The sequence below is a fragment of the Pseudomonas sp. Sample_11 genome (genome assembly GCF_004307505.1).
GTDB classification, from domain to species: Bacteria; Pseudomonadota; Gammaproteobacteria; order Pseudomonadales; family Pseudomonadaceae; genus Aquipseudomonas; species Aquipseudomonas atacamensis.
Map to the genome: position 1 here is coordinate 220,155 of NZ_RCOD01000096.1, position 17,823 is coordinate 237,977.

A 17,823-nucleotide genomic window follows, 5' to 3' on the forward strand; every position below is an offset into this window, starting at 1 on the left:
CCGCCGCGCAACTAGCCTGAGTGCGGCATGCCGATGTCTGATTTCGACATGCCGCTCTCAGGCCAGCATGGGGCTGCGGCAACCGCTGCGGCGATTTACAGCGTGTAGGAAATCCCCACCTGCACGGTTCGCGGCGCGCCCGGGTAGGCGTAAACGTTGCCGAAGGCGCCTTCTTCGTAGTCGCGATCGAAGATGTTTTTCACATCGAGATTGAGGCGCACCTTGTCGTTGATCTTGTAGAAGCTCAGCAGGTCGACCACGGTGTAACTGCCCATGGAAAACGCGGTGTTGGACGTCTGCCCGGCGCGCTCGTCGACGTATTTCAGGCCAGTGCCAAGGCCAAGGCCTTTGAGCGTGCCGTCCTGGAATTCGTACATATTGAGCAGGCTGAAGCTGTTCTTCGGGATGTTCAGCAGGCGCGTGCCGGAGCGCAGCGTGTTGTCCTTGGTCACCTCGGCGTCGACGTAAGCGTAACCGCCGACCACTCGCCACTCCGGGGTGAGGTTGCCGGTGACGTTGACGTCGAAACCACGGCTGCGCACTTCACCGGCAGCGACGCTGAAAGTCGAATCCACAGGATCGGTGGTCAGCACGTTGCGTTTTTCGATCTGGTAGATCGCCGCGTCGACGCTCAACTGCTGATCCAGCGCTTCCCACTTCACGCCCATCTCGTAGGACTTGCCTTTCTCTGGAGCGAAGCCGCCGCCTTCACGACTGGCGCCGGTGTTGGGCTTGAACGAGCGCGCGGTGTTGGCGTACACCGCCAGGGTTTCGGTCAAATCGTAGGTCACGCCGATACGCGGGGTGACGGCGTTGTCGCTGGCCTGCCAGCTCTTGCCGCCCGGCACGTAGGTTTCGTAATCGTGCTCGAAGCGCTCGAAACGTGCGCCGGCCAGCACTTTCAGTTTGTCGGTGAGGGCTACCTGATCCTGCAGGAACGCGGCGTAGGTCTTGAGGTTCTCTTTATCGTGGGTCGGTGTGCGGGTCAGCGCCGGGCGTGGCTGGCCGTAGACCGGGTTGAAGATGTCGATCGGGTAGGCACTGACCGCGCCGCTGGAGCGCTGGATGATCGACTTGTAGTCGTAATCTTCGTACTCGATGCCGGTGAGCAAGGTGTGCTGCAGACCGCCAGTGTCGAAATGCCCGGTGAGGTTGAGCTGGGTGTCCTTGTCGGTCCATTCCAGCTTGCGGTAGTTGAAGTTACGCCCCAGCGTGCGGCCGTCAGCGGCAATGCCGTTGGCCTCGATCGCATTGCCCTTGAGCGAGCCGTCGAGCCACTGGAAACCACCGCCGAGGGTCCAGTCGTCGTTGAACATGTGTTCGAAACGCAGTTGCGCCATGTTGTTGTCGTTGTGCAGCTTGCCGACGTCCTTCTCGCCAAAGAAGGTATCGCGCGAGGCAGTGCCGATCTGCGCCGGGTAGCGCGTCACGCCACGATCGAGCGGCGCGTTGTTGCGCATGAAATCGCCTTCGAAAATCAGCTTGGTCGCGTCGGTGGCCTGCCAGGTCAGCACCGGCGTGATGCCGTAGCGCTCGGTCTCGACATGATCGCGGAAGGTGTCACCGCCCTCGCCCACCACATTCAAGCGATAGGCCAAACGCCCTTCTTCATCGAGTGGCCCGGAAGCGTCGAGGGTGCCGCGCTTCATGCCTTGGTCGTTCAACTGGCTGCCTAACGTTACGGTGCGCTCGGGCAACGGCTGTTTCGACACCACGTTGAAGGTACCGCCGGGATCGCCACGGCCATAGAGCATGGTCGCCGGACCGCGCAGCACTTCCAGACGCTCGATGGTATTCGCGTCGGGCATATTCGGGTAGCCACGGTTGATCGGGAAACCGTTGCGGTAGAACTCACCGGTGGTAAAACCGCGCACGGTGAAGGTGGTCAGGCCCTGCCCGCCGAAGTTGTTCGCGCGCCCGACGCCGCCGGCGTAATCCAGCGCATCCTGCAAACGCGTGGCGCCGAGGTCTTCGACGGCATCCTTGGTCACCACGCTGATTGACTGCGGGGTTTCATGAATCGAAGTGTCGGTGCGCGTGGCGCTGGCCGAACGAGTCGCGCGGTAGCCTTGGACCGGGCCGTCTGCCCTTTCGTAATCCGCTGTGCCGACCACATCGGTGGCTTCCAGCTCAAGCGTTGAAGAAGTCGGTTCGGCTGACTCAGCCCACGAGGAAGAAGACAACGCCTGCAGCACACAAATGGAAAGCAGAGTTCGACGCATGAGGTGAAAACCTTTACGAATAGGCCAGAACGAAGGGCAAAACCGCCATTGAAAACGCCGCGCATGGTATACGGTCGCATTAGTAATTGAAACGTATTCTTATTTGCCATGTTGATCAGGATTGGTGAGCGGGATTCATCATTCCATCCTGAAACCGCGCATTATCAGCAGGGCGTCGATGGCCTAGGCTCGTAGGGATCCGACGTCAATCGATGGCTGCGCCGCGCTACGTGGGCGCCGCCAGCCTGTCTGAAAGGAGTTCGCAGATGAAATTCGACACCCCGGCCGGCGCCAATCCGATCGACCAGCTGAACGTCATCGGCCAACCTGCCGACCGCATCGACGGCAAGCTGAAAACCACCGGCACCGCTCCCTACGCCTACGAGCAAAACGCAGCGGTGCCGGACGCCGCCTATGGCTATATCGTCGGCGCCGGGATCGGCAAGGGGCGCATTGCCTCGATCGATTCGACGCAAGCGCGGGAGGCGTCCGGGGTGATTGCCATCGTCACTTACGAAAACGCCGGGCCATTGGCCAAAGGCGAGTTTTACGTAGCCAGGGCCTTGGCCGGGCCGCAGGTCGATCACTATCACCAGGCCGTGGCGATTGTCGTCGCAGGCACTTTTGAACAGGCCCGCGCGGCCGCCGGCTTGCTCGACATCCGCTACGTGGCCGAACCAGGTTCCTTCGATCTGGCGGCTGCGAAAGACTCCGCAACCCCACCGCCACCGGCCGGTTTCGGCCCGCCGCCGCAAACCAGCGTCGGTGACTTCGAAGGCGCCTTCACCGCTGCGCCAGTGCAAATCGATCAGCACTACAGCACGCCTGACCAGGCCCACGCGATGATGGAACCGCACGCAACCATTGCCCGCTGGAGTGGCACGCAGTTGACCTTGTGGACATCGATCCAACAGATCAACTGGGGCGTGCGCGATCTGGCGAAAACCCTCGGCATCGCCAAGGAAGATGTGCGCCTGATCTCGCCGTATATCGGCGGTGGCTTCGGCGGTAAGGGCACGATTCTTTGCGACGCAGTGTTGGCATCTCTGGCCGCTCGACATGCCGGGCGACCGGTGAAAGTCGCGCTGCCGCGGCCGCTGATGTTCAACAACCTGACCCATCGTCCGGCAACGATTCAGCGCTTGCGCATCGGTGCCAACCGTGACGGCGTGATCACGGCGATCAGCCACGAGAGCTGGTCGGGCAATCTGCGCGGCGGACGCGCCGAAGCGGCTACCGCGTCAACCCGCTTGCTTTACGCCGGGGCCAATCGCATGACCCGTTTGAATCTCGCCGTGCTCGATCTCGCCGAGGGTTCGGCGATGCGCGCGCCGGGCGAGGCACCGGGGATGATGGCGCTGGAAATCGCCATGGATGAACTGGCGGAAAAGCTGCAGATGGATCCGCTGCAGTTGCGCATCCTCAACGATTCGCAGGTCGATCCGGAGCAACCGTCGCGGCCGTTCTCCAAACGGCAGTTGGTGGAATGCCTGAACACTGGGGCCGAACGCTTTGGCTGGCGTCAGCGCAACCCTCAACCCGGTCAGCGCCGTGAGGGCGGTTGGCTGATCGGTATCGGGCTGGCCTCGGCGATTCGCGGCGCACCGACGACCGCTTCGGCGGCGCGGGTGCGTCTCGATCGTCAAGGCGTCATCACCGTGGAAACCGACATGACCGACATCGGCACCGGCAGTTACACCATCATCGCCCAGACCGCCGCCGAAATGATGGGCGTGCCGCTGGAGCGTGTCGTGGTGCACTTGGGCGATTCGCGGTTTCCGGAATCGTCGGGCTCAGGCGGCCAGTGGGGCGCCGCCTCCTCCACTGCCGGCGTGTATGCCGCGTGCGTGAAACTGCGTGAGGCCGCCGCTCGCGCCGTCGGGATTGACCCGCAGCAAGCGGAGTTTGTCGACGGGCAAATTCGCGCAGGCTCGCAGCAGGTTGGCTTGGCTCAGGCCGCAGCCAATGGCGAGCTGACGGGCGAGGACCGCATGGAATACGGTGACCTTGCCCAGCGCTTCGCCCAGCAGACCTTCGGCGCGCATTTCGCCGAGGTCGCGGTCAATGCGGCGACCGGCGAAATTCGCCTGCGTCGGCAACTGGCCGTGTGCGCCGCCGGACGCATCCTCAACCCGAAAACTGCGCGCAGCCAGATCATCGGCGGCATGACCATGGGCGCTGGCGCGGCATTGATGGAAGAGCTGGCGGTGGATCATCGAATCGGCTTTTTCGTCAATCACGATCTGGCCGGATACGAGGTGCCGGTGCACGCCGACATTCCCCATCAGGAAGTCATCTTTCTCGATGAAGTCGACCCGTATGCCACCCCGTTGAAAGCCAAAGGCGTTGGCGAGCTGGGTATCAGCGGCGCCGCGGCGGCGATCGCCAACGCGATCTATAACGCCTGTGGCGTGCGGGTGCGCGATTATCCGATTACGCTGGATAAACTCATCGGCGAGTTGTCCTACCCGGTCTGAGACTCGATCGCGCAGGATATCGCCCATGTACCCCACCACCCCCGATGGCCGCTATTTTGTGGTCAAACAACAGCTGTGGCGTTGCAGCAATCCATCGCTGCCAGCCGCCGAGCGTGAGGCATTTGTAGCCGAACTCATGTCAGCGCGGCGTGCGGTCAAAGAGGCAAAGCGTGCGGAGGATGCACAGGCGTTGAAGTCGGCGAGAGCTCGCGTCAACGACGCCAAAGTCGCGCTGGGTGAACGCGGGCCGGTGTGGTGGGATGACGGCAGCCCGGATTACAACCGATTCAAAGTGAGCAATACACCGTCTGCGCAGTGGTTTGCCCAACTGCCTGAAGAGGAAAAATCCCCTGACTGAATGTTGAGTTGCCTGATCCGGTATTCCCTGGACATAACTGCGACAACCACCGCAAATCCCTGTGGGAGCTGGCTTGCCAGCGATGAGGTCAGCACATCCAGCATTGATGTAGCAGATATACCGCCATCGCTGGCAAGCCAGCTCCCACAGAGATTGGGGATTAAATGAAGATCGGTGGTTCACTCATACAGGGATCTGCGGCGAGGCTCAGACTTGCAACAACTGCCGGGTCATCGCCATCGAAGTTTCCAGCGACTGTCCGGTGCGCTGCAATTTGTTCAGCAGGCTCGCGCCGAGCCAGAGCTGATACAGCGTCTCTGCCAACTTGCGCGCATCGCCCTCCGGCAGGCTGTTGTCGGTCTGGCCTTGTTCGATGCATTCGGTGATGCGCGCGACGATGCGTTCGGCGCCGTCGCGCAGGGTCAGGCGCATTGATTCGGACAGGTCGGCGACTTCGGCGCTGAGTTTCACCACCAGGCATTCATCGCCGTGGCCTTCGAGGGTGCAGCGGTTCTGCCAGCCCTGCCAGTAATCCATCAAACGCTCGAAGGCCGTCAGCCCAGGCAACGTCAGGCGGCGCTCCATGTCGGCGAGGTAGTCGACGAAGTAATCCTCGAGCAGCGCCTGGCCGTACAACTCCTTGGATTTGAAGTAGTGATAGAACGAGCCCTTGGGCACGCCGGCGGTCTGCAGGATCTCGTTGAGGCCGACGCTGGTGAAGCCCTTCTCGGCCATCATCCGGTGGCCGGTGTCGAGCAAGTGTTGGCGGGTGTCGTCAAAGGTCGGCTTCATGGTGCGCAAAATTCCAGACAATAGACCAGTCGTATAGTTTTCAGGACCGGGAGTTTGCCATAACCGACGGGCAAAAACATTTTCTGAAAAAATTACTAGACGACTGGTCTAATTGGAAACTATGCTGCGCCCCGACACACAAATTCATGCGGCACCGACAACAAGCGAATCCCTCGCCTTCTGCCGATGCCAGACCAACCCAAGGGTGCTCTATGAAAATCTTGATGGTTCTGACTTCCCACGATCAACTCGGCAACACTGGCAAGAAAACCGGTTTCTGGCTGGAAGAGTTCGCCGCGCCCTACTTTGCCTTCAAGGACGCCGGCGCCGATGTCACCCTGGTATCGCCTGCCGGCGGCCAGCCTCCGCTGGATCCAAAAAGCGATGAGCCAAGCGCGCAGACTGCCGAGACCGACCGCTTCCGCGCCGATCCGGCCGCACAACAGGCACTCGCCACCACTGGCCGTCTGGCTGATGTGAAGGCCGAGGATTTCGACGCAGTGTTCTACCCAGGCGGCCACGGCCCGTTGTGGGATCTGGCCGAAGACAAAGCCTCTATTGCACTGATCGAAGCCTTCGACCGCGCCAACAAACCTCACGGTTTTGTCTGCCACGCACCGGGTGTGTTGCGTCATGTGGTGCGCGCTGACGGCCAGCCGATCGTCAAGGGCCGTGATGTCACCGGTTTCACCAATGCCGAAGAGGCTGCAGTCGGCCTGACTGACGTGGTGCCGTTCCTCATCGAAGACGAGTTCCAGCGCCTTGGCGGGCGTTACTCGAAAGTCGCCGACTGGCAGGTTCACGTGGTGGCTGACGGTCAACTGGTCACCGGCCAGAACCCGGCCAGCTCTGCCGCCGTTGCCGAAAAGCTGTTGAAGATGCTCGGCTGAATCCCTCGCTCCAACCCGATCAACGCCGCGTGCGTACCGCCCGGCGTTGTTTTTTTGTCCAGTTACTAGTCGACTGGTCTAATCAGATTCAAGGCTTACTCCATGAATAACGCTTTCTTCACGCCTGCCAAATTGGGCGCCCACACCCTGAAAAACCGCATCGTTCTGCCGCCTCTCACCCGCCAGCGCAGCACACAACCGGGCAATGTCGCCAACGAGTTGATGGCCGAGTATTACCAGCAGCGCGCCGGTGCCGGTTTGCTGGTCACCGAAGGCACGCAGATCGAACCGCGCGGCCAAGGTTATGCCTGGACGCCGGGCATTCACACGCCGGAGCAGATCGCCGGTTGGCGCAAAGTCACCGAGGCGGTGCACGCGGTGGATGGCGTGATCTTCGCCCAGCTCTGGCATGTCGGTCGGGTCTCGCACATTGCGTTGCAGCCCAACGGCGATGCGCCGGTGTCGGCCTCTGCGGTCGCCACGGACCGCGTCAGCGTGTTCATCGAAACCGCGCCCGGTGTCGGTGAACTGGTGCCGCCGTCCGCTCCGCGCGCGTTGAGCACCGATGAAGTGCAGGAACTGATTCAGCTGTACATCCAGGCCGCGCGCAACGCGATGGATGCGGGTTTCGATGGCATCGAACTGCACTGCGCCAACGGTTATCTGGTCAACCAGTTCATCTCCGCCCACAGCAACCTGCGCACCGACCAGTACGGCGGCTCACTGGATAATCGCTTGCGCTTTTTGCGCGAAGTGGTGGCCGGCGTCGCCGAATGCATCGGCAAGGACAAGGTCGGTGTGCGTTTCGCGCCGTTGTTCACTACCACCGATGAAGCGCGGACGTATCTGGGCCTGGTCGAGGAAGATCCGCACACAACTTACATTGCGGCGATCAAGATTCTTGAAGACGTCGGCATCGCCTACCTGTCGATCGCCGAAGCCGACTGGGACAACGCGCCAGCGATGCCGCAGACCTTTCGCCAGGCCGTGCGCGACACGTTCAGCGGCGCGATCATTTATGCCGGCCGCTACACCGCCAAAACCGGCGCGCAATTGCTTGAGTCGGGGCTGGCCGATCTCGTTGCGTTTGGCCGACCGTTCATGGCCAACCCGGACCTGCCGGCGCGGATTGCCCATGACTGGCCGTTGAATCAGTTGAATCCGGCGACGGTGTATGGCGGCGGTGCCGAGGGTTATATCGACTATCCGACCTACGCCGCTTAAGAACCCCACCCAAATCCCTGTGGGAGCGAGCCTGCTCGCGAAGGCGGTGTGTCAGTCAGCATTTGTATTTGCTGACAGGACGCTTTCGCGAGCAGGCTCGCTCCCACAATAGGATGTCAGTTGCTGCCAAAACCTATACATCACAAAAAATTTGTATAACTATTGGAGTTCGAATCGCTGACCGGACTTCGCTCCATGCCCCCTGCCCACCGCTTGCTCCTGATCCTCGGCGACCAGCTGTCCTTCGACCTGGCCTCCCTGCAGCCACTCGATCCCCAGCACGACCTGCTGCTGATGGTCGAGGTCATGGAGGAAGCGACCCACGTCGCTCATCATCCGCAAAAAATCGCCCTGATCTTCAGCGCCATGCGCCACTTTGCCGAGGCGTTGCGCGATAAAGGCTACCGCGTCCAGTACGTCACCCTCGATGACCCGGACAACAGCGGCTCAATTCCCGGCGAACTACAGCGCTGGCAAACCCTCACCGGCGCCGAAGAGATTCATATCACCGAATGCGGCGACTGGCGTCTTGAGCAGTCAATCAACGATTCGGGCTTGCCCGTGCATTGGCACTCAGACCGCCGTTTCCTCTGCTCCCGCGAAGAGTTCTCCAATTGGGCCAGCGGCAAGAAGCAGCTGCGCATGGAGTTTTTCTACCGCGAGATGCGGCGCAAGAGTCGGCTGCTGCTCAATGGCGACGGCACGCCGGTCGGCGGTGCGTGGAATTTCGATGCGGAGAATCGCAAGGCCCTGCCCAAATACGCCAAACCGCCCTACCCGGCACGTTTCGCCAATGATGCAATCACCCAAGAGGTGCTGGTATTGGTCGGCGAGCGCTTCGCCAGCCATTACGGCACGCTGGATGACTTCAATTACCCGGTGACCCACGCCGATGCCCAGGCCCTGTGGCAATACTTTCTCGACTACGCGCTGGCCGGCTTCGGTGATTACCAGGACGCCATGGCCAGCGACGAGCCGTTCCTGTTTCACGCGCGGATCAGTGCCGCGCTGAACATCGGCCTGCTCGATTTGCGCCAGCTGTGCAGCGATGTCGAGGCGGCGTACTGGTCGGGGAGCATCGGCCTCAACGCTGCCGAAGGCTTCATTCGGCAGTTGATCGGCTGGCGCGAATACGTGCGCGGTGTGTACTGGCTGAAGATGCCGGACTACGCCGAGGGCAACGTGTTTGCTAACACGCGTGCGCTGCCGGAGTTCTACTGGACCGGGCAGACACAGATGAACTGCATGCGCCAGGCCATCGGTCAAAGCCTGCAACATGCCTACGCTCACCACATCCAGCGGCTGATGGTCACCGGCAACTTTGCCTTGCTCGCCGGGATTGCGCCGAAGGAAATCTGTGAATGGTATCTGGCGATCTACATGGACGCCTTCGACTGGGTCGAACTGCCCAATACCCTCGGCATGGTCATGCACGCCGATGGCGGTTATCTCGGCTCCAAGCCTTACTGCGCCAGCGGCCAGTACATCAATCGGATGTCGGATTACTGCGGCGACTGCGCCTACAAGGTCAAGGAAAGCAGCGCGGACGATGCCTGCCCGTTCAACGCGCTGTACTGGCATTACCTCATGCGCCACGGCGATATCCTGCGCGGCAATCAGCGCATGGGCATGATGTACAAGAACCTCGACCGCATGCCGCTGGCCAAGCAGGATGCACTGTGGCAACGCGGACAAATGCTGTTGGCAAAACTGGATAACGGCGAAGCTTTCTAGTGCGCCTCAGGCCTGCCCGGCCATCCCGTTGCGCCCCGCCGCTTTGGCGCGGTACAGCGCCTGATCGGCGGTCTGGATCAACGCCGGCAGCGAATCCAGCTGCGCGCCCGTCCCCACTGCCATACCGATACTCACCGTAATCCGAGCAAACGGACTGCCCGGGTGGGCGATGTTCGCCTGCTGCAAACGCTCGAGCATCAGTTGCGCCACCACCGTCGCCCCGGCGCTGTCGGTGGCCGGCATGATCACCGCCATTTCCTCGCCACCGTAGCGCGCGACCAGATCCGAGGGACGTCGCACGCAGCCTTCAAGAATCTTGCTGACCGCTTGCAGGCAGGCATCGCCGGCGACGTGGCCCAAGGCATCGTTGAACAATTTGAAGTGGTCGATATCGATCATCAGCAAGGCCAGCGAGGTCCCGTCACGCTGCGCCCGCCGCGCTTCCACCGTCAGCGTCTCATCGAAACAGCGGCGGTTGGCCAGGCCGGTCAGCGCATCCTTCAGCGCCAGCAATTCCAGCTGCCGATTGGACGCAAGCAACTGCTGCTGGGCATCGCGCAAGGCTTCTTCGGCCTCAGTGCGGCGGCGGATATCGAGAATCAGGAACCAGCCGATCAATCCGGTCAGCCCCAGCAGCCCGATCACCACCACCGCCGACAGCGCCGCTTCGATGCGCCACGCCGCCAGCGCTTCGTCCTTGCCCAGGGCCACGGTGGTGATCAGCGGCAGCGTTTCGCTTTTGCGGAACGCGTACAACCGCTCCACGCCGTCGAGGCTGGAGGTGTAGGAGGCAGTGCCGACCGAACGGTCGACGAGGTATTTGGCGTAGATCGGCGATTTTGAGAAGTTGCGGCCCATGTCCTGCTCGCGAAACGGGTAGCGCACCAGCAGCGTGCCATCGGTGTAAGACAGACCGATCGCGCCGTCCTGGCCTACGTCGAGTTTGCCGAACACCCGCAGGAAGTTTTCCACCCCCAGCGTCACCGCTACCACGCCAGCGAACTGCCCGCCATCGTCGTTGAAGCGCCGACTGATGGTCACCACCCATTCGTGATTGGCACGGCTCTGGATCGGCGGGCCAATGAACGGCTCGCGGCTCGGGCTGTCACGGTGATGAATGAAATAGGCGCGGTCGCTGCTGTTGGCGCCCTCTGGAATCGGCCGGTTGGAGGACATCAGCCAATGCCCGTGCCGGTCATAGATGATGATGCCGCTGAGCTGTGGCATCAACGCCTGCTGGCGGTCGATCAGGCTCTGGATGCGCTGAATCTGCGCCGGGCCGTTGCCCTCGGTTTCCAGACGCTCGACCAGCCCAAGCAAGAGCAGCGAGCTTTGCCGGACGATGCCTTCGGTGTAGGTGTTGAGCGCCTGGGTCAGGTTCAGGCCATGCACATCCACCTCGGCCAGCGCACGCTCGCGCGAAGACCAGACTTTCCAGATTGTCAGCGAAGTCAGGGAACAGCCGATCACCAGCAGCAGGAGCATTACAAGGCGAGTATCACGCTTCACGTCAGTACCTTAAGGAAGTCCGGTATCCATTCCAGCCATCATTCGAACGTCGGCACTCACGGCGGCCACGTGTTCCGGGGCGCAAGCATACAAGCAGTGTGCAGCGGCTGCAGCAACAGAGTGTGCAGTGCTAAGCAGCGGGTGCGGCGGGTTTGAGGATTTCCACGAGAAAATCGATGAACACGTTGATCCGGCTCGAACCACGGTGGTTGGGCAAGTACAGCGCGTTGATGCAACTGCTGGCGCTGCCGGGGTTGACTTCATAGTGTTCAAGCAAGCGCGTCAGGCGCCCGGCGGTGACGTCGTCGCGCACCAGCCAGTCGGCCAGCAGCGCCACACCGCCACCGCCAATCGCCGCTTCGCGCAGGACGTCGGCGTTGTTGCTTTGCAGGCGGCCCACAACGTTGAGCTGAATCGGCTCTTCGTCGCCCTGAAAGGTCCAGTGGTGATGGCTGCCGCCGTAGTCGAAGCGCAGGCATTGATGCTCGAGCAGATCCCGCGGATGCTCCAGCACGCCGCTGCGCGCCAGATAATCCGGGCTGGCGACAATCCAACGCTGAAAGTGGCCGACGCGTTTGCTGACGATGTCCTCACTGACGACCGTCGAGCCGAGCCGCACTGAAACGTCGATCTGCTCGCTGAGCAAATCGCTGACCTGATCGCTCAGCGACAGACTGATCTCCAGCCCGGGATGGCGTTCAAGCAAGCGGCTCAGGTGCGGCGCAATCAGTCGCCGGCCAAACTCCACCGGCACGCTGATGCGCAAGCGGCCCTGGGCATCACTGCCACGATCGGCGACCACCGCATCGGCTTCGTCGATGGCATCGAGAATCGCCACGGCCTTCTCGAAATAGGTCTGGCCGGCGACGGTCACGCTGGTATTGCGCGTGGTGCGATTGAGCAGGCTGGCGCCCAACTCGTTTTCCAGCCCCGCCACTTGCCGTGTCACCGAAGACGTCGAAATCCCAAGCTTGCGCGCCGCCGAGGAATAGCCCCCGCAGCGCACGGTTTCAACAAACATCTTCAATGCCAGCAACTTGTCCATAAGCGGGGTCCGGTGGTGAGGGAACGCCGCTGATTGTGCATCAGCGCTCGCCACACGTCTTGTATCGTCGTGCTTGCCGGGCCTCATCGCGACCTCAGACATCAGCCTTGCGACTCAGGAACAATGCCAGCGCTAACGCCGGCAACACGGCTACGGCGACGGCCGAGAGGTTCCAGCCGAAGTGTTCGTACAGCGGGCTGGCGACCAGTGAACCGAGGGCGCCGCCGACGAAGATGCTGGTCATGTACACCGCATTAAGGCGGGCGCGGCTGTGCGGGTCGAGGGCGTAGACCTCACGCTGGCCGAGGACCATGTTCAATTGCACGGCAAAATCCAGCAGCACCGCACACACCACCAGCCACACATAACCACTGCCCGGTAACGCGGCGATCAACAGCGACAGCGGCGCCAGCAACAACGCCACCAAGGTACCGCGACGACCGTGGCCGGCATCGGCCAGACGCCCGGCAATTGGCGCGGCAATCGCACCCACCGCACCGACCAGGGCGAAGATCGCCACTTGCGCCTGGCTGAAACCGTGGTGACGCATCAGCTCAATTGGCGCGAGGGTCCAGAACAGGCTGAAACTGGCGAACAGCAAACCCTGATACAGCGAACGCTGGCGCAACACAGGAAAGCGCCGGGCCAGGGCAAACACCGAACCGATCAACGCGACATAAGTGGCTTTGTGCGTCGGCACCCGGCGCGGCAATGCCACAGCGGTAATCAGCGCGATCACCGCCATCAGTGCCGCCGCGCTGTAAAACACCCCGCGCCAGCCGAACACTTCAACCAACAGACTCGACAGCGGCCGCGACAGCAGAATCCCCAACAACAGGCCGCTCATGATGTTGCCGACCACGCGCCCCCGGCTGGCTTCCGGTGCCAAATGTGCGGCCAGCGGCACGAGAATCTGCACCGCCACCGAGGTCAGGCCGATCAGCAAAGAGAGCAGCAGAAACAGCGACGGCGAATGAGTCAGGCCAGCGCACAGCAGCGTGACACTGGCAGCGAGGGTGAAGCCGACCACCAGACGACGGTTCTCCATCAGGTCAGCCAGCGGCACCAGCAGCAACAAGCCCAGCGCGTAACCGAACTGCGTCAGCGACACGATCAGGCTGGCATTGGCGCTAGACAGGCCGATCTGCGGCGCGATCAGTTCGACGATGGGTTGTGCGTAATACAGGTTGGCGACGACCGCGCCGCAGCAAAATGCCAGAAACGCGACCATCAGGCCGGAGAGTGAAGCAGGCTGTTCGGCCGGGGCCGCAACGGCAGGGTTGCCCGTAAGCATGGTGACACCTCGTTGAGTTCGGGAAAGTTGTGCCAAGGCTACGGTCAGCCGGCGGGGGCGAGAATCCGTGCCACTGGCAACGCACTGATGCGTGGCGCGCAACGTTGCTTGTGGCGCAACGCGCTGTTGCGCGGGCCGGTGATTCTCCGCTGCAAGGGTCTTCTCTACGCTTTGGCCCTGGCGCTGACGTCCGCATCGGCGCCCTTCCCCGGCTGCTACAAGGAGCGTTTCCATGACCCGCACTGCACTCGTCCTGCCACTGTCCGCCGCGTTTTTCTGCCGACCATGAACAGCCATTTGCTCAAATCCCGAACCCTGTGGATCAGCGTCGCCGTGCTCGCGGTGATCGGCCTGATCGTCGCCGTCGCGCTGATGTGGCGCCCGGCGATCGCACCAATCAAACGGCCGACGTCATTCGATACTGCGCAGTTGCAACGCGGCGCACGGGTGGTCGAGGCCGGCGACTGCGCGGTGTGCCATACCCGCCCCGGCGGCGAATACCTGGCTGGCGGGCTGCCGCTGGTGACGCCGTTCGGCACGCTGTACAGCACCAACATCACCCCGGATGCGCAGACCGGCATCGGCGAATGGTCACTGCCGGCCTTCGAGCGGGCGATGCGCGAAGGCATTGCCCGCGACGGCCACTTTCTCTACCCGGCGTTTCCTTACGTGCACTACCGGCGCATGAGCTCCGAAGACATCGCCGACGCCTATGCCTACTTGATGAGCGGCCCCGCCGTACACGCCCCGGCGCGGCAGAACCAGATGAATTTCCCGATGAACATCCGCCCGCTGGTGTCGTTCTGGAACCTGCTGTTTCTGCATGGCGAGCCGCTCACGCCGCTGGCCGAACACAGCGCGGCATGGAATCGCGGACGCTATCTGGTCGACGGCCCGGGCCACTGCGCCGGCTGCCATTCGCCGCTGAACCTGATTGGCGCGGAGAAATCCTCGGAATATCTTCAGGGCGGCAGCGTCGATGGCTGGGAAGCGCCGGCCCTGGTCGGCCTCGGGCAGCGCGCCAATCCGTGGAATCGCGAGCAATTGGTCGGCTACCTGCGCGCCGATGTGGTCGATGGCCACGGCACGCCCGCCGGCCCGATGCGCCCGGTCAGCCTGAGTCTGGCGCGCTTGCCGGCCAGTGAAGCCGAGGCGATTGCCGACTACCTGCTGAGCCTGCAAAACCCGCAAGTGGTGAGCGAAACCACCGCGCAAAAGCAGCCAGGTATTCCAGCGGATCACACAACCGGCGCCCTGCTCTTCAGCAGCGCCTGCGCCGGATGTCACGCACCCGCCGCGCCGATGCGCGAAATCGACGGCCGCCCAGGCCTGCAAAGCACTTCGGCGCTGCAAGCGGCCAACTCGCGCAACTTTCTCAAGACTGTGCTCGAAGGCGTGCCCGCCATTCCTGTCGCGCCTGGCCCGGTGATGCCGCCATTCGCCGCCAGCCTCGACAACGCCCAGCTCGGCGCCCTCGCCGCGTATCTGCGCGAGCAAGCCAGACCCGAACAGCCATGGGCCGACCTCTCTTCCACTATTGAAGCGTTACGTCAGGAGACGAAATGAGCCAGATCACTCTCACCGTCAATGGAGCCGCCCAAGCGCTGGAGCTGGAACCGGACATGCCGCTGCTGTACGCGCTGCGCAATCACTTGAACCTCAACGGCGCCAAGTACGGCTGCGGCCTGGGCCAGTGCGGCGCGTGCACGGTGATCGTCGACGACCAGCCAGTGTTTGCCTGCCTGACGCATTGCGCAGGCCTTGAAGGGAAAAAGATCCGCACCGTGGAGAGCCTCGGCAGCGCAGACAAACCCGGCCCGTTGCAGGAGGCATTTATCGACAAGCAGGCGGCGCAATGCGGTTACTGCATCGCCGGCATGCTGATGCGCGCGCAGGCGTTGCTCGAACGCGATCCGCACCCGGACGAACAAACCATCCGCGAGCACATGGCCGGCAATCTGTGCCGTTGCGGCACCCATTTGCGCATCATCGAGGCGATCAAACAGGTGGCCGGGCACAACGGGAGCCGGATATGAGCGCAGCAAACGGCTTGAACCCCAGCCGCCGGGCCTTCCTGCGCGGCGGCGCGTTGCTGATGGCCTTCACCCTGATGCCGGTAGCGCGGCGTGTCTTGGCCGACACCGAAGTCGACACCCTCGGCACTGTGGTGCTGGCCCCCGATCTGCCCGGCAGCCTGCGCACAAACCCATACCTCGACGCGTGGATTCGCATCGGCGCCGACGGCATCACCGTGTACACCGGCAAGGTCGAGCTGGGCACCGGGGTGAAAACCGCGTTGCTGCAAATAGCCGCCGAGCGTTTGCAGGTGCCGGCCAGCGCGATCAATTTGCTCACCGCCGACACCGCGCTGACGCCGAATGAAGGCTACACCGCCGGCAGCCACAGCATTTTCGACAGCGGCACCGCGCTGTACAACGCGGCCGCCCAGGTGCGGGAAATGCTCGTCGAGGCCGCCGCGCGCCATTGGCAAGTCGATGCTGCGCAACTGAGCACTCGCGACGGCATCATCGAAGGGCCGAATGGTCAGCGCATGGCATATGCCGACGCGGTCAAGCATGTCGACGTGCACCAGTACGCCAAGGCGCAATCACCGGCGATGGCGGCGGCCGATTTCAAACTGATCGGCCACAACCTGCCGCGCCTGGACATTCCGGCCAAGGTCAGCGGCGGCGCGGCATTCGTCCAGGACATGCGCCTGCCGGGCATGCTGCACGCGCGTGTCATCCGCCCGCCGCGTCCCGGCTGCACGCTTCAGCCGTTCGATGCTGCGTCCATCGAGGCGTTGAACGGCGTGGTCAAAGTGATTCGCGACGGCAACTATCTGGCCGTGGTCGCCCATGATGAGTGGCAAGCGATCAAGGCCATGCGCGCCGGCATGGAAAGTGCCAAGTGGAGTGGCGGCGAGGCGATTCCCGAAGCCGCCGGGATTCATGATTTGCTCAAGCAATTGCCCTCCAAGCGCTATCCAATCAGCAACAACGGCATTCCCGGCGGCGCGACCGAAACGCGCTTCAAGGCGCGGGTGACCAAGCAATATTTGATGCACGGCTCGATCGGCCCGTCCTGTGCGGTGGCCTGGTTCAACGACGGCGTGCTCACGGTGTGGACCCACACTCAGGGCGTCTATCCGCTGCGCGCAGGCATCGCCGAAATGCTGCGTCTGCCGCCGGACCGCGTGCGCTGCATTCATACCGAAGGCTCGGGTTGCTACGGCCACAACGGCGCCGATGATGCCGCCGCCGATGCCGCGCTGATCGCCATGCGCCTGCCGGGCTCGCCGGTCAGGGTGCAATGGATGCGCGAGCAGGAAAATCTCTGGGAGCCGTACAGTTCGGCGATGGTCACCGAAGTCGATGCCGGCCTCAGTCAGGGCCGTTTGCAGGACTGGAACTACGAGCTGTGGACCACGCCGCACAACGAACGCATCGTCAATGCCGGGCGCCTGCTGCCGGCACGCCTGTTGGCGAAACCCTTCACCTCGGCGCCCTCGGTGCCGATCGCCCAGCCCGAAGGTGATGGCGATCGCAACGCGGTGCCGCTGTACGAGCTGGGCGCGACGCGGATCAACATGAACTTCGTCACCACTATGCCGTTCCGCACCTCGGCCATGCGCTCGCTGGGTGCGCACATCAACATCTTCGCCATCGAGGCGGGTATCGATGAGTTGGCGATCAAGGCCGGGCTCGATCCGCTGGCGTTGCGCCTGGCGCATCTGAGCGACCCACGTGCCCGGGCTGTGATTGAGCGCGTGCGTGACGAAATCGGCTGGCCCCACAAGAGCAGCGAACCCGGCGCAGGGATCGGTTTTGCCTTCGCCCGCTACAAAAACATCATGGGTTACTGCGCCCTCGCGGTGAAACTGCGGGTGCATCCGCAGACTGGCGAGATCCGTGTCGATCATGTGGTCACGGCGGTCGACGTTGGCCAGATCGTCAGCCCCGATGGCCTGCGCAATCAGGTCGAGGGCGGCATCGTCCAGTCGGCCAGCTGGACGCTCTACGAAAAAGTCGCCTACGACGCCGGCGGCATTCGCAGCTACGACTGGAGCGGCTACCCGATTCTGCGCTTTACGCAATTGCCAAAAAAAGTCGACGTGCATTTGCTTGATCAACAGGGCGAACCCTTCCTCGGTGCTGCCGAAATTGTCCAAGGGCCAATGGCTGCTGCGCTTGGCAACGCGGTCAGCAATGCCACTGGCCGGCGCTGGCTGAATCTGCCGCTGACTCGCTCGAGCCAACCGGCTTGAACCACGCCCGC

At 62.7% G+C, this 17,823-nt stretch carries 13 protein-coding genes; 8 read left to right on the forward strand and 5 right to left on the reverse strand.

The window, feature by feature from the left end; translation table 11 throughout:
- Nucleotides 1-95 precede the first annotated feature (95 nt).
- A complete protein-coding gene (locus D8U60_RS25755; protein WP_130901259.1) occupies nt 96-2,222 on the reverse strand; it encodes a TonB-dependent siderophore receptor in 2,127 nt (708 codons plus the stop codon).
- Nucleotides 2,223-2,488: 266 nt separating this feature from the next.
- Between D8U60_RS25755 and paoC the strand changes: the two genes are divergently transcribed.
- On the forward strand, nt 2,489-4,699 hold the full coding sequence (gene paoC, locus D8U60_RS25760) for an aldehyde oxidoreductase molybdenum-binding subunit PaoC (RefSeq protein WP_130901260.1): 2,211 nt from the start codon (nt 2,489-2,491) through the stop codon (nt 4,697-4,699).
- A 25-nt stretch (nt 4,700-4,724) separates the two neighbouring features.
- Nucleotides 4,725-5,057 (forward strand): hypothetical protein, encoded by a 333-nt coding sequence (locus tag D8U60_RS25765; RefSeq protein WP_130901261.1) that lies wholly within the window; start codon nt 4,725-4,727, stop codon nt 5,055-5,057.
- Nucleotides 5,058-5,264: 207 nt separating this feature from the next.
- Here the strand turns inward: D8U60_RS25765 and D8U60_RS25770 are convergent, their stop codons facing one another.
- Nucleotides 5,265-5,849, reverse strand: coding sequence for a TetR/AcrR family transcriptional regulator (locus D8U60_RS25770; protein ID WP_130901262.1), 585 nt, complete (start codon nt 5,847-5,849; stop codon nt 5,265-5,267).
- Between the two features lie 212 nt (nt 5,850-6,061).
- Here D8U60_RS25770 and D8U60_RS25775 point away from each other — a divergent pair, with 212 nt between their 5' ends.
- The 3 genes from D8U60_RS25775 to D8U60_RS25785 all read left to right on the forward strand — a co-directional run bounded on the left by D8U60_RS25775 (nt 6,062) and on the right by D8U60_RS25785 (nt 9,697).
- Entirely contained in the window at nt 6,062-6,739 is a 678-nt protein-coding gene (locus D8U60_RS25775; protein ID WP_073476243.1) for a type 1 glutamine amidotransferase domain-containing protein, read from the forward strand.
- Nucleotides 6,740-6,841: 102 nt separating this feature from the next.
- Complete coding sequence (locus D8U60_RS25780) at nt 6,842-7,963, forward strand: alkene reductase (RefSeq protein WP_130901263.1); 1,122 nt, start codon at nt 6,842-6,844, stop codon at nt 7,961-7,963.
- Between the two features lie 195 nt (nt 7,964-8,158).
- Entirely contained in the window at nt 8,159-9,697 is a 1,539-nt protein-coding gene (locus tag D8U60_RS25785) for a cryptochrome/photolyase family protein (RefSeq protein ID WP_130901264.1), read from the forward strand.
- Between the two features lie 6 nt (nt 9,698-9,703).
- On the opposite strand, the gene D8U60_RS25790 is transcribed toward D8U60_RS25785, so the two are convergent.
- The 3 genes from D8U60_RS25790 to D8U60_RS25800 form a co-directional block, all read right to left on the reverse strand.
- The gene (locus D8U60_RS25790) at nt 9,704-11,206 is read right to left on the reverse strand and encodes a sensor domain-containing diguanylate cyclase (RefSeq protein ID WP_130901265.1); all 1,503 of its coding nucleotides are present in this window, start codon (nt 11,204-11,206) and stop codon (nt 9,704-9,706) included.
- Nucleotides 11,207-11,336: 130 nt separating this feature from the next.
- Nucleotides 11,337-12,251, reverse strand: a complete 915-nt coding sequence (locus D8U60_RS25795) for a LysR family transcriptional regulator (RefSeq protein WP_130901266.1) — start codon at nt 12,249-12,251, stop codon at nt 11,337-11,339.
- A gap of 94 nt (nt 12,252-12,345) precedes the next feature.
- On the reverse strand, nt 12,346-13,545 hold the full coding sequence (locus tag D8U60_RS25800; protein ID WP_122505585.1) for an MFS transporter: 1,200 nt from the start codon (nt 13,543-13,545) through the stop codon (nt 12,346-12,348).
- Nucleotides 13,546-13,830: 285 nt separating this feature from the next.
- Between D8U60_RS25800 and D8U60_RS25805 the strand changes: the two genes are divergently transcribed.
- Genes D8U60_RS25805 through D8U60_RS25815 form a run of 3 tightly spaced genes read left to right on the forward strand, consistent with a single transcriptional unit; the run spans nt 13,831 to nt 17,812 of the window.
- On the forward strand, nt 13,831-15,111 hold the full coding sequence (locus D8U60_RS25805) for a c-type cytochrome (RefSeq protein ID WP_130901280.1): 1,281 nt from the start codon (nt 13,831-13,833) through the stop codon (nt 15,109-15,111).
- Nucleotides 15,108-15,581: a (2Fe-2S)-binding protein gene (locus tag D8U60_RS25810; RefSeq protein WP_130901267.1), complete on the forward strand. Its 474-nt coding sequence runs from the start codon at nt 15,108-15,110 to the stop codon at nt 15,579-15,581. Before D8U60_RS25805 ends, D8U60_RS25810 begins: the two co-directional genes overlap by 4 nt.
- Nucleotides 15,578-17,812: a molybdopterin cofactor-binding domain-containing protein gene (locus tag D8U60_RS25815; RefSeq protein ID WP_130901268.1), complete on the forward strand. Its 2,235-nt coding sequence runs from the start codon at nt 15,578-15,580 to the stop codon at nt 17,810-17,812. Before D8U60_RS25810 ends, D8U60_RS25815 begins: the two co-directional genes overlap by 4 nt.
- Nucleotides 17,813-17,823: the final 11 nt, after the last annotated feature.

Bases quoted from the DNA above. Each gene is read 5' to 3' on its own strand.
- paoC (WP_130901260.1), top strand. From the start codon at position 2,489: ATGAAATTCGACACCCCGGCCGGCGCCAATCCGATCGACCAGCTGAAC.
- D8U60_RS25775 (WP_073476243.1), top strand. From the start codon at position 6,062: ATGAAAATCTTGATGGTTCTGACTTCCCACGATCAACTCGGCAACACT.
- D8U60_RS25810 (WP_130901267.1), top strand. From the start codon at position 15,108: ATGAGCCAGATCACTCTCACCGTCAATGGAGCCGCCCAAGCGCTGGAG.
- D8U60_RS25800 (WP_122505585.1), bottom strand. From the start codon at position 13,545: ATGCTTACGGGCAACCCTGCCGTTGCGGCCCCGGCCGAACAGCCTGCT.
- D8U60_RS25765 (WP_130901261.1), top strand. From the start codon at position 4,725: ATGTACCCCACCACCCCCGATGGCCGCTATTTTGTGGTCAAACAACAG.
- D8U60_RS25770 (WP_130901262.1), bottom strand. From the start codon at position 5,849: ATGAAGCCGACCTTTGACGACACCCGCCAACACTTGCTCGACACCGGC.
- D8U60_RS25795 (WP_130901266.1), bottom strand. From the start codon at position 12,251: ATGGACAAGTTGCTGGCATTGAAGATGTTTGTTGAAACCGTGCGCTGC.
- D8U60_RS25805 (WP_130901280.1), top strand. From the start codon at position 13,831: ATGAACAGCCATTTGCTCAAATCCCGAACCCTGTGGATCAGCGTCGCC.
- D8U60_RS25755 (WP_130901259.1), bottom strand. From the start codon at position 2,222: ATGCGTCGAACTCTGCTTTCCATTTGTGTGCTGCAGGCGTTGTCTTCT.
- D8U60_RS25815 (WP_130901268.1), top strand. From the start codon at position 15,578: ATGAGCGCAGCAAACGGCTTGAACCCCAGCCGCCGGGCCTTCCTGCGC.
- D8U60_RS25780 (WP_130901263.1), top strand. From the start codon at position 6,842: ATGAATAACGCTTTCTTCACGCCTGCCAAATTGGGCGCCCACACCCTG.
- D8U60_RS25785 (WP_130901264.1), top strand. From the start codon at position 8,159: ATGCCCCCTGCCCACCGCTTGCTCCTGATCCTCGGCGACCAGCTGTCC.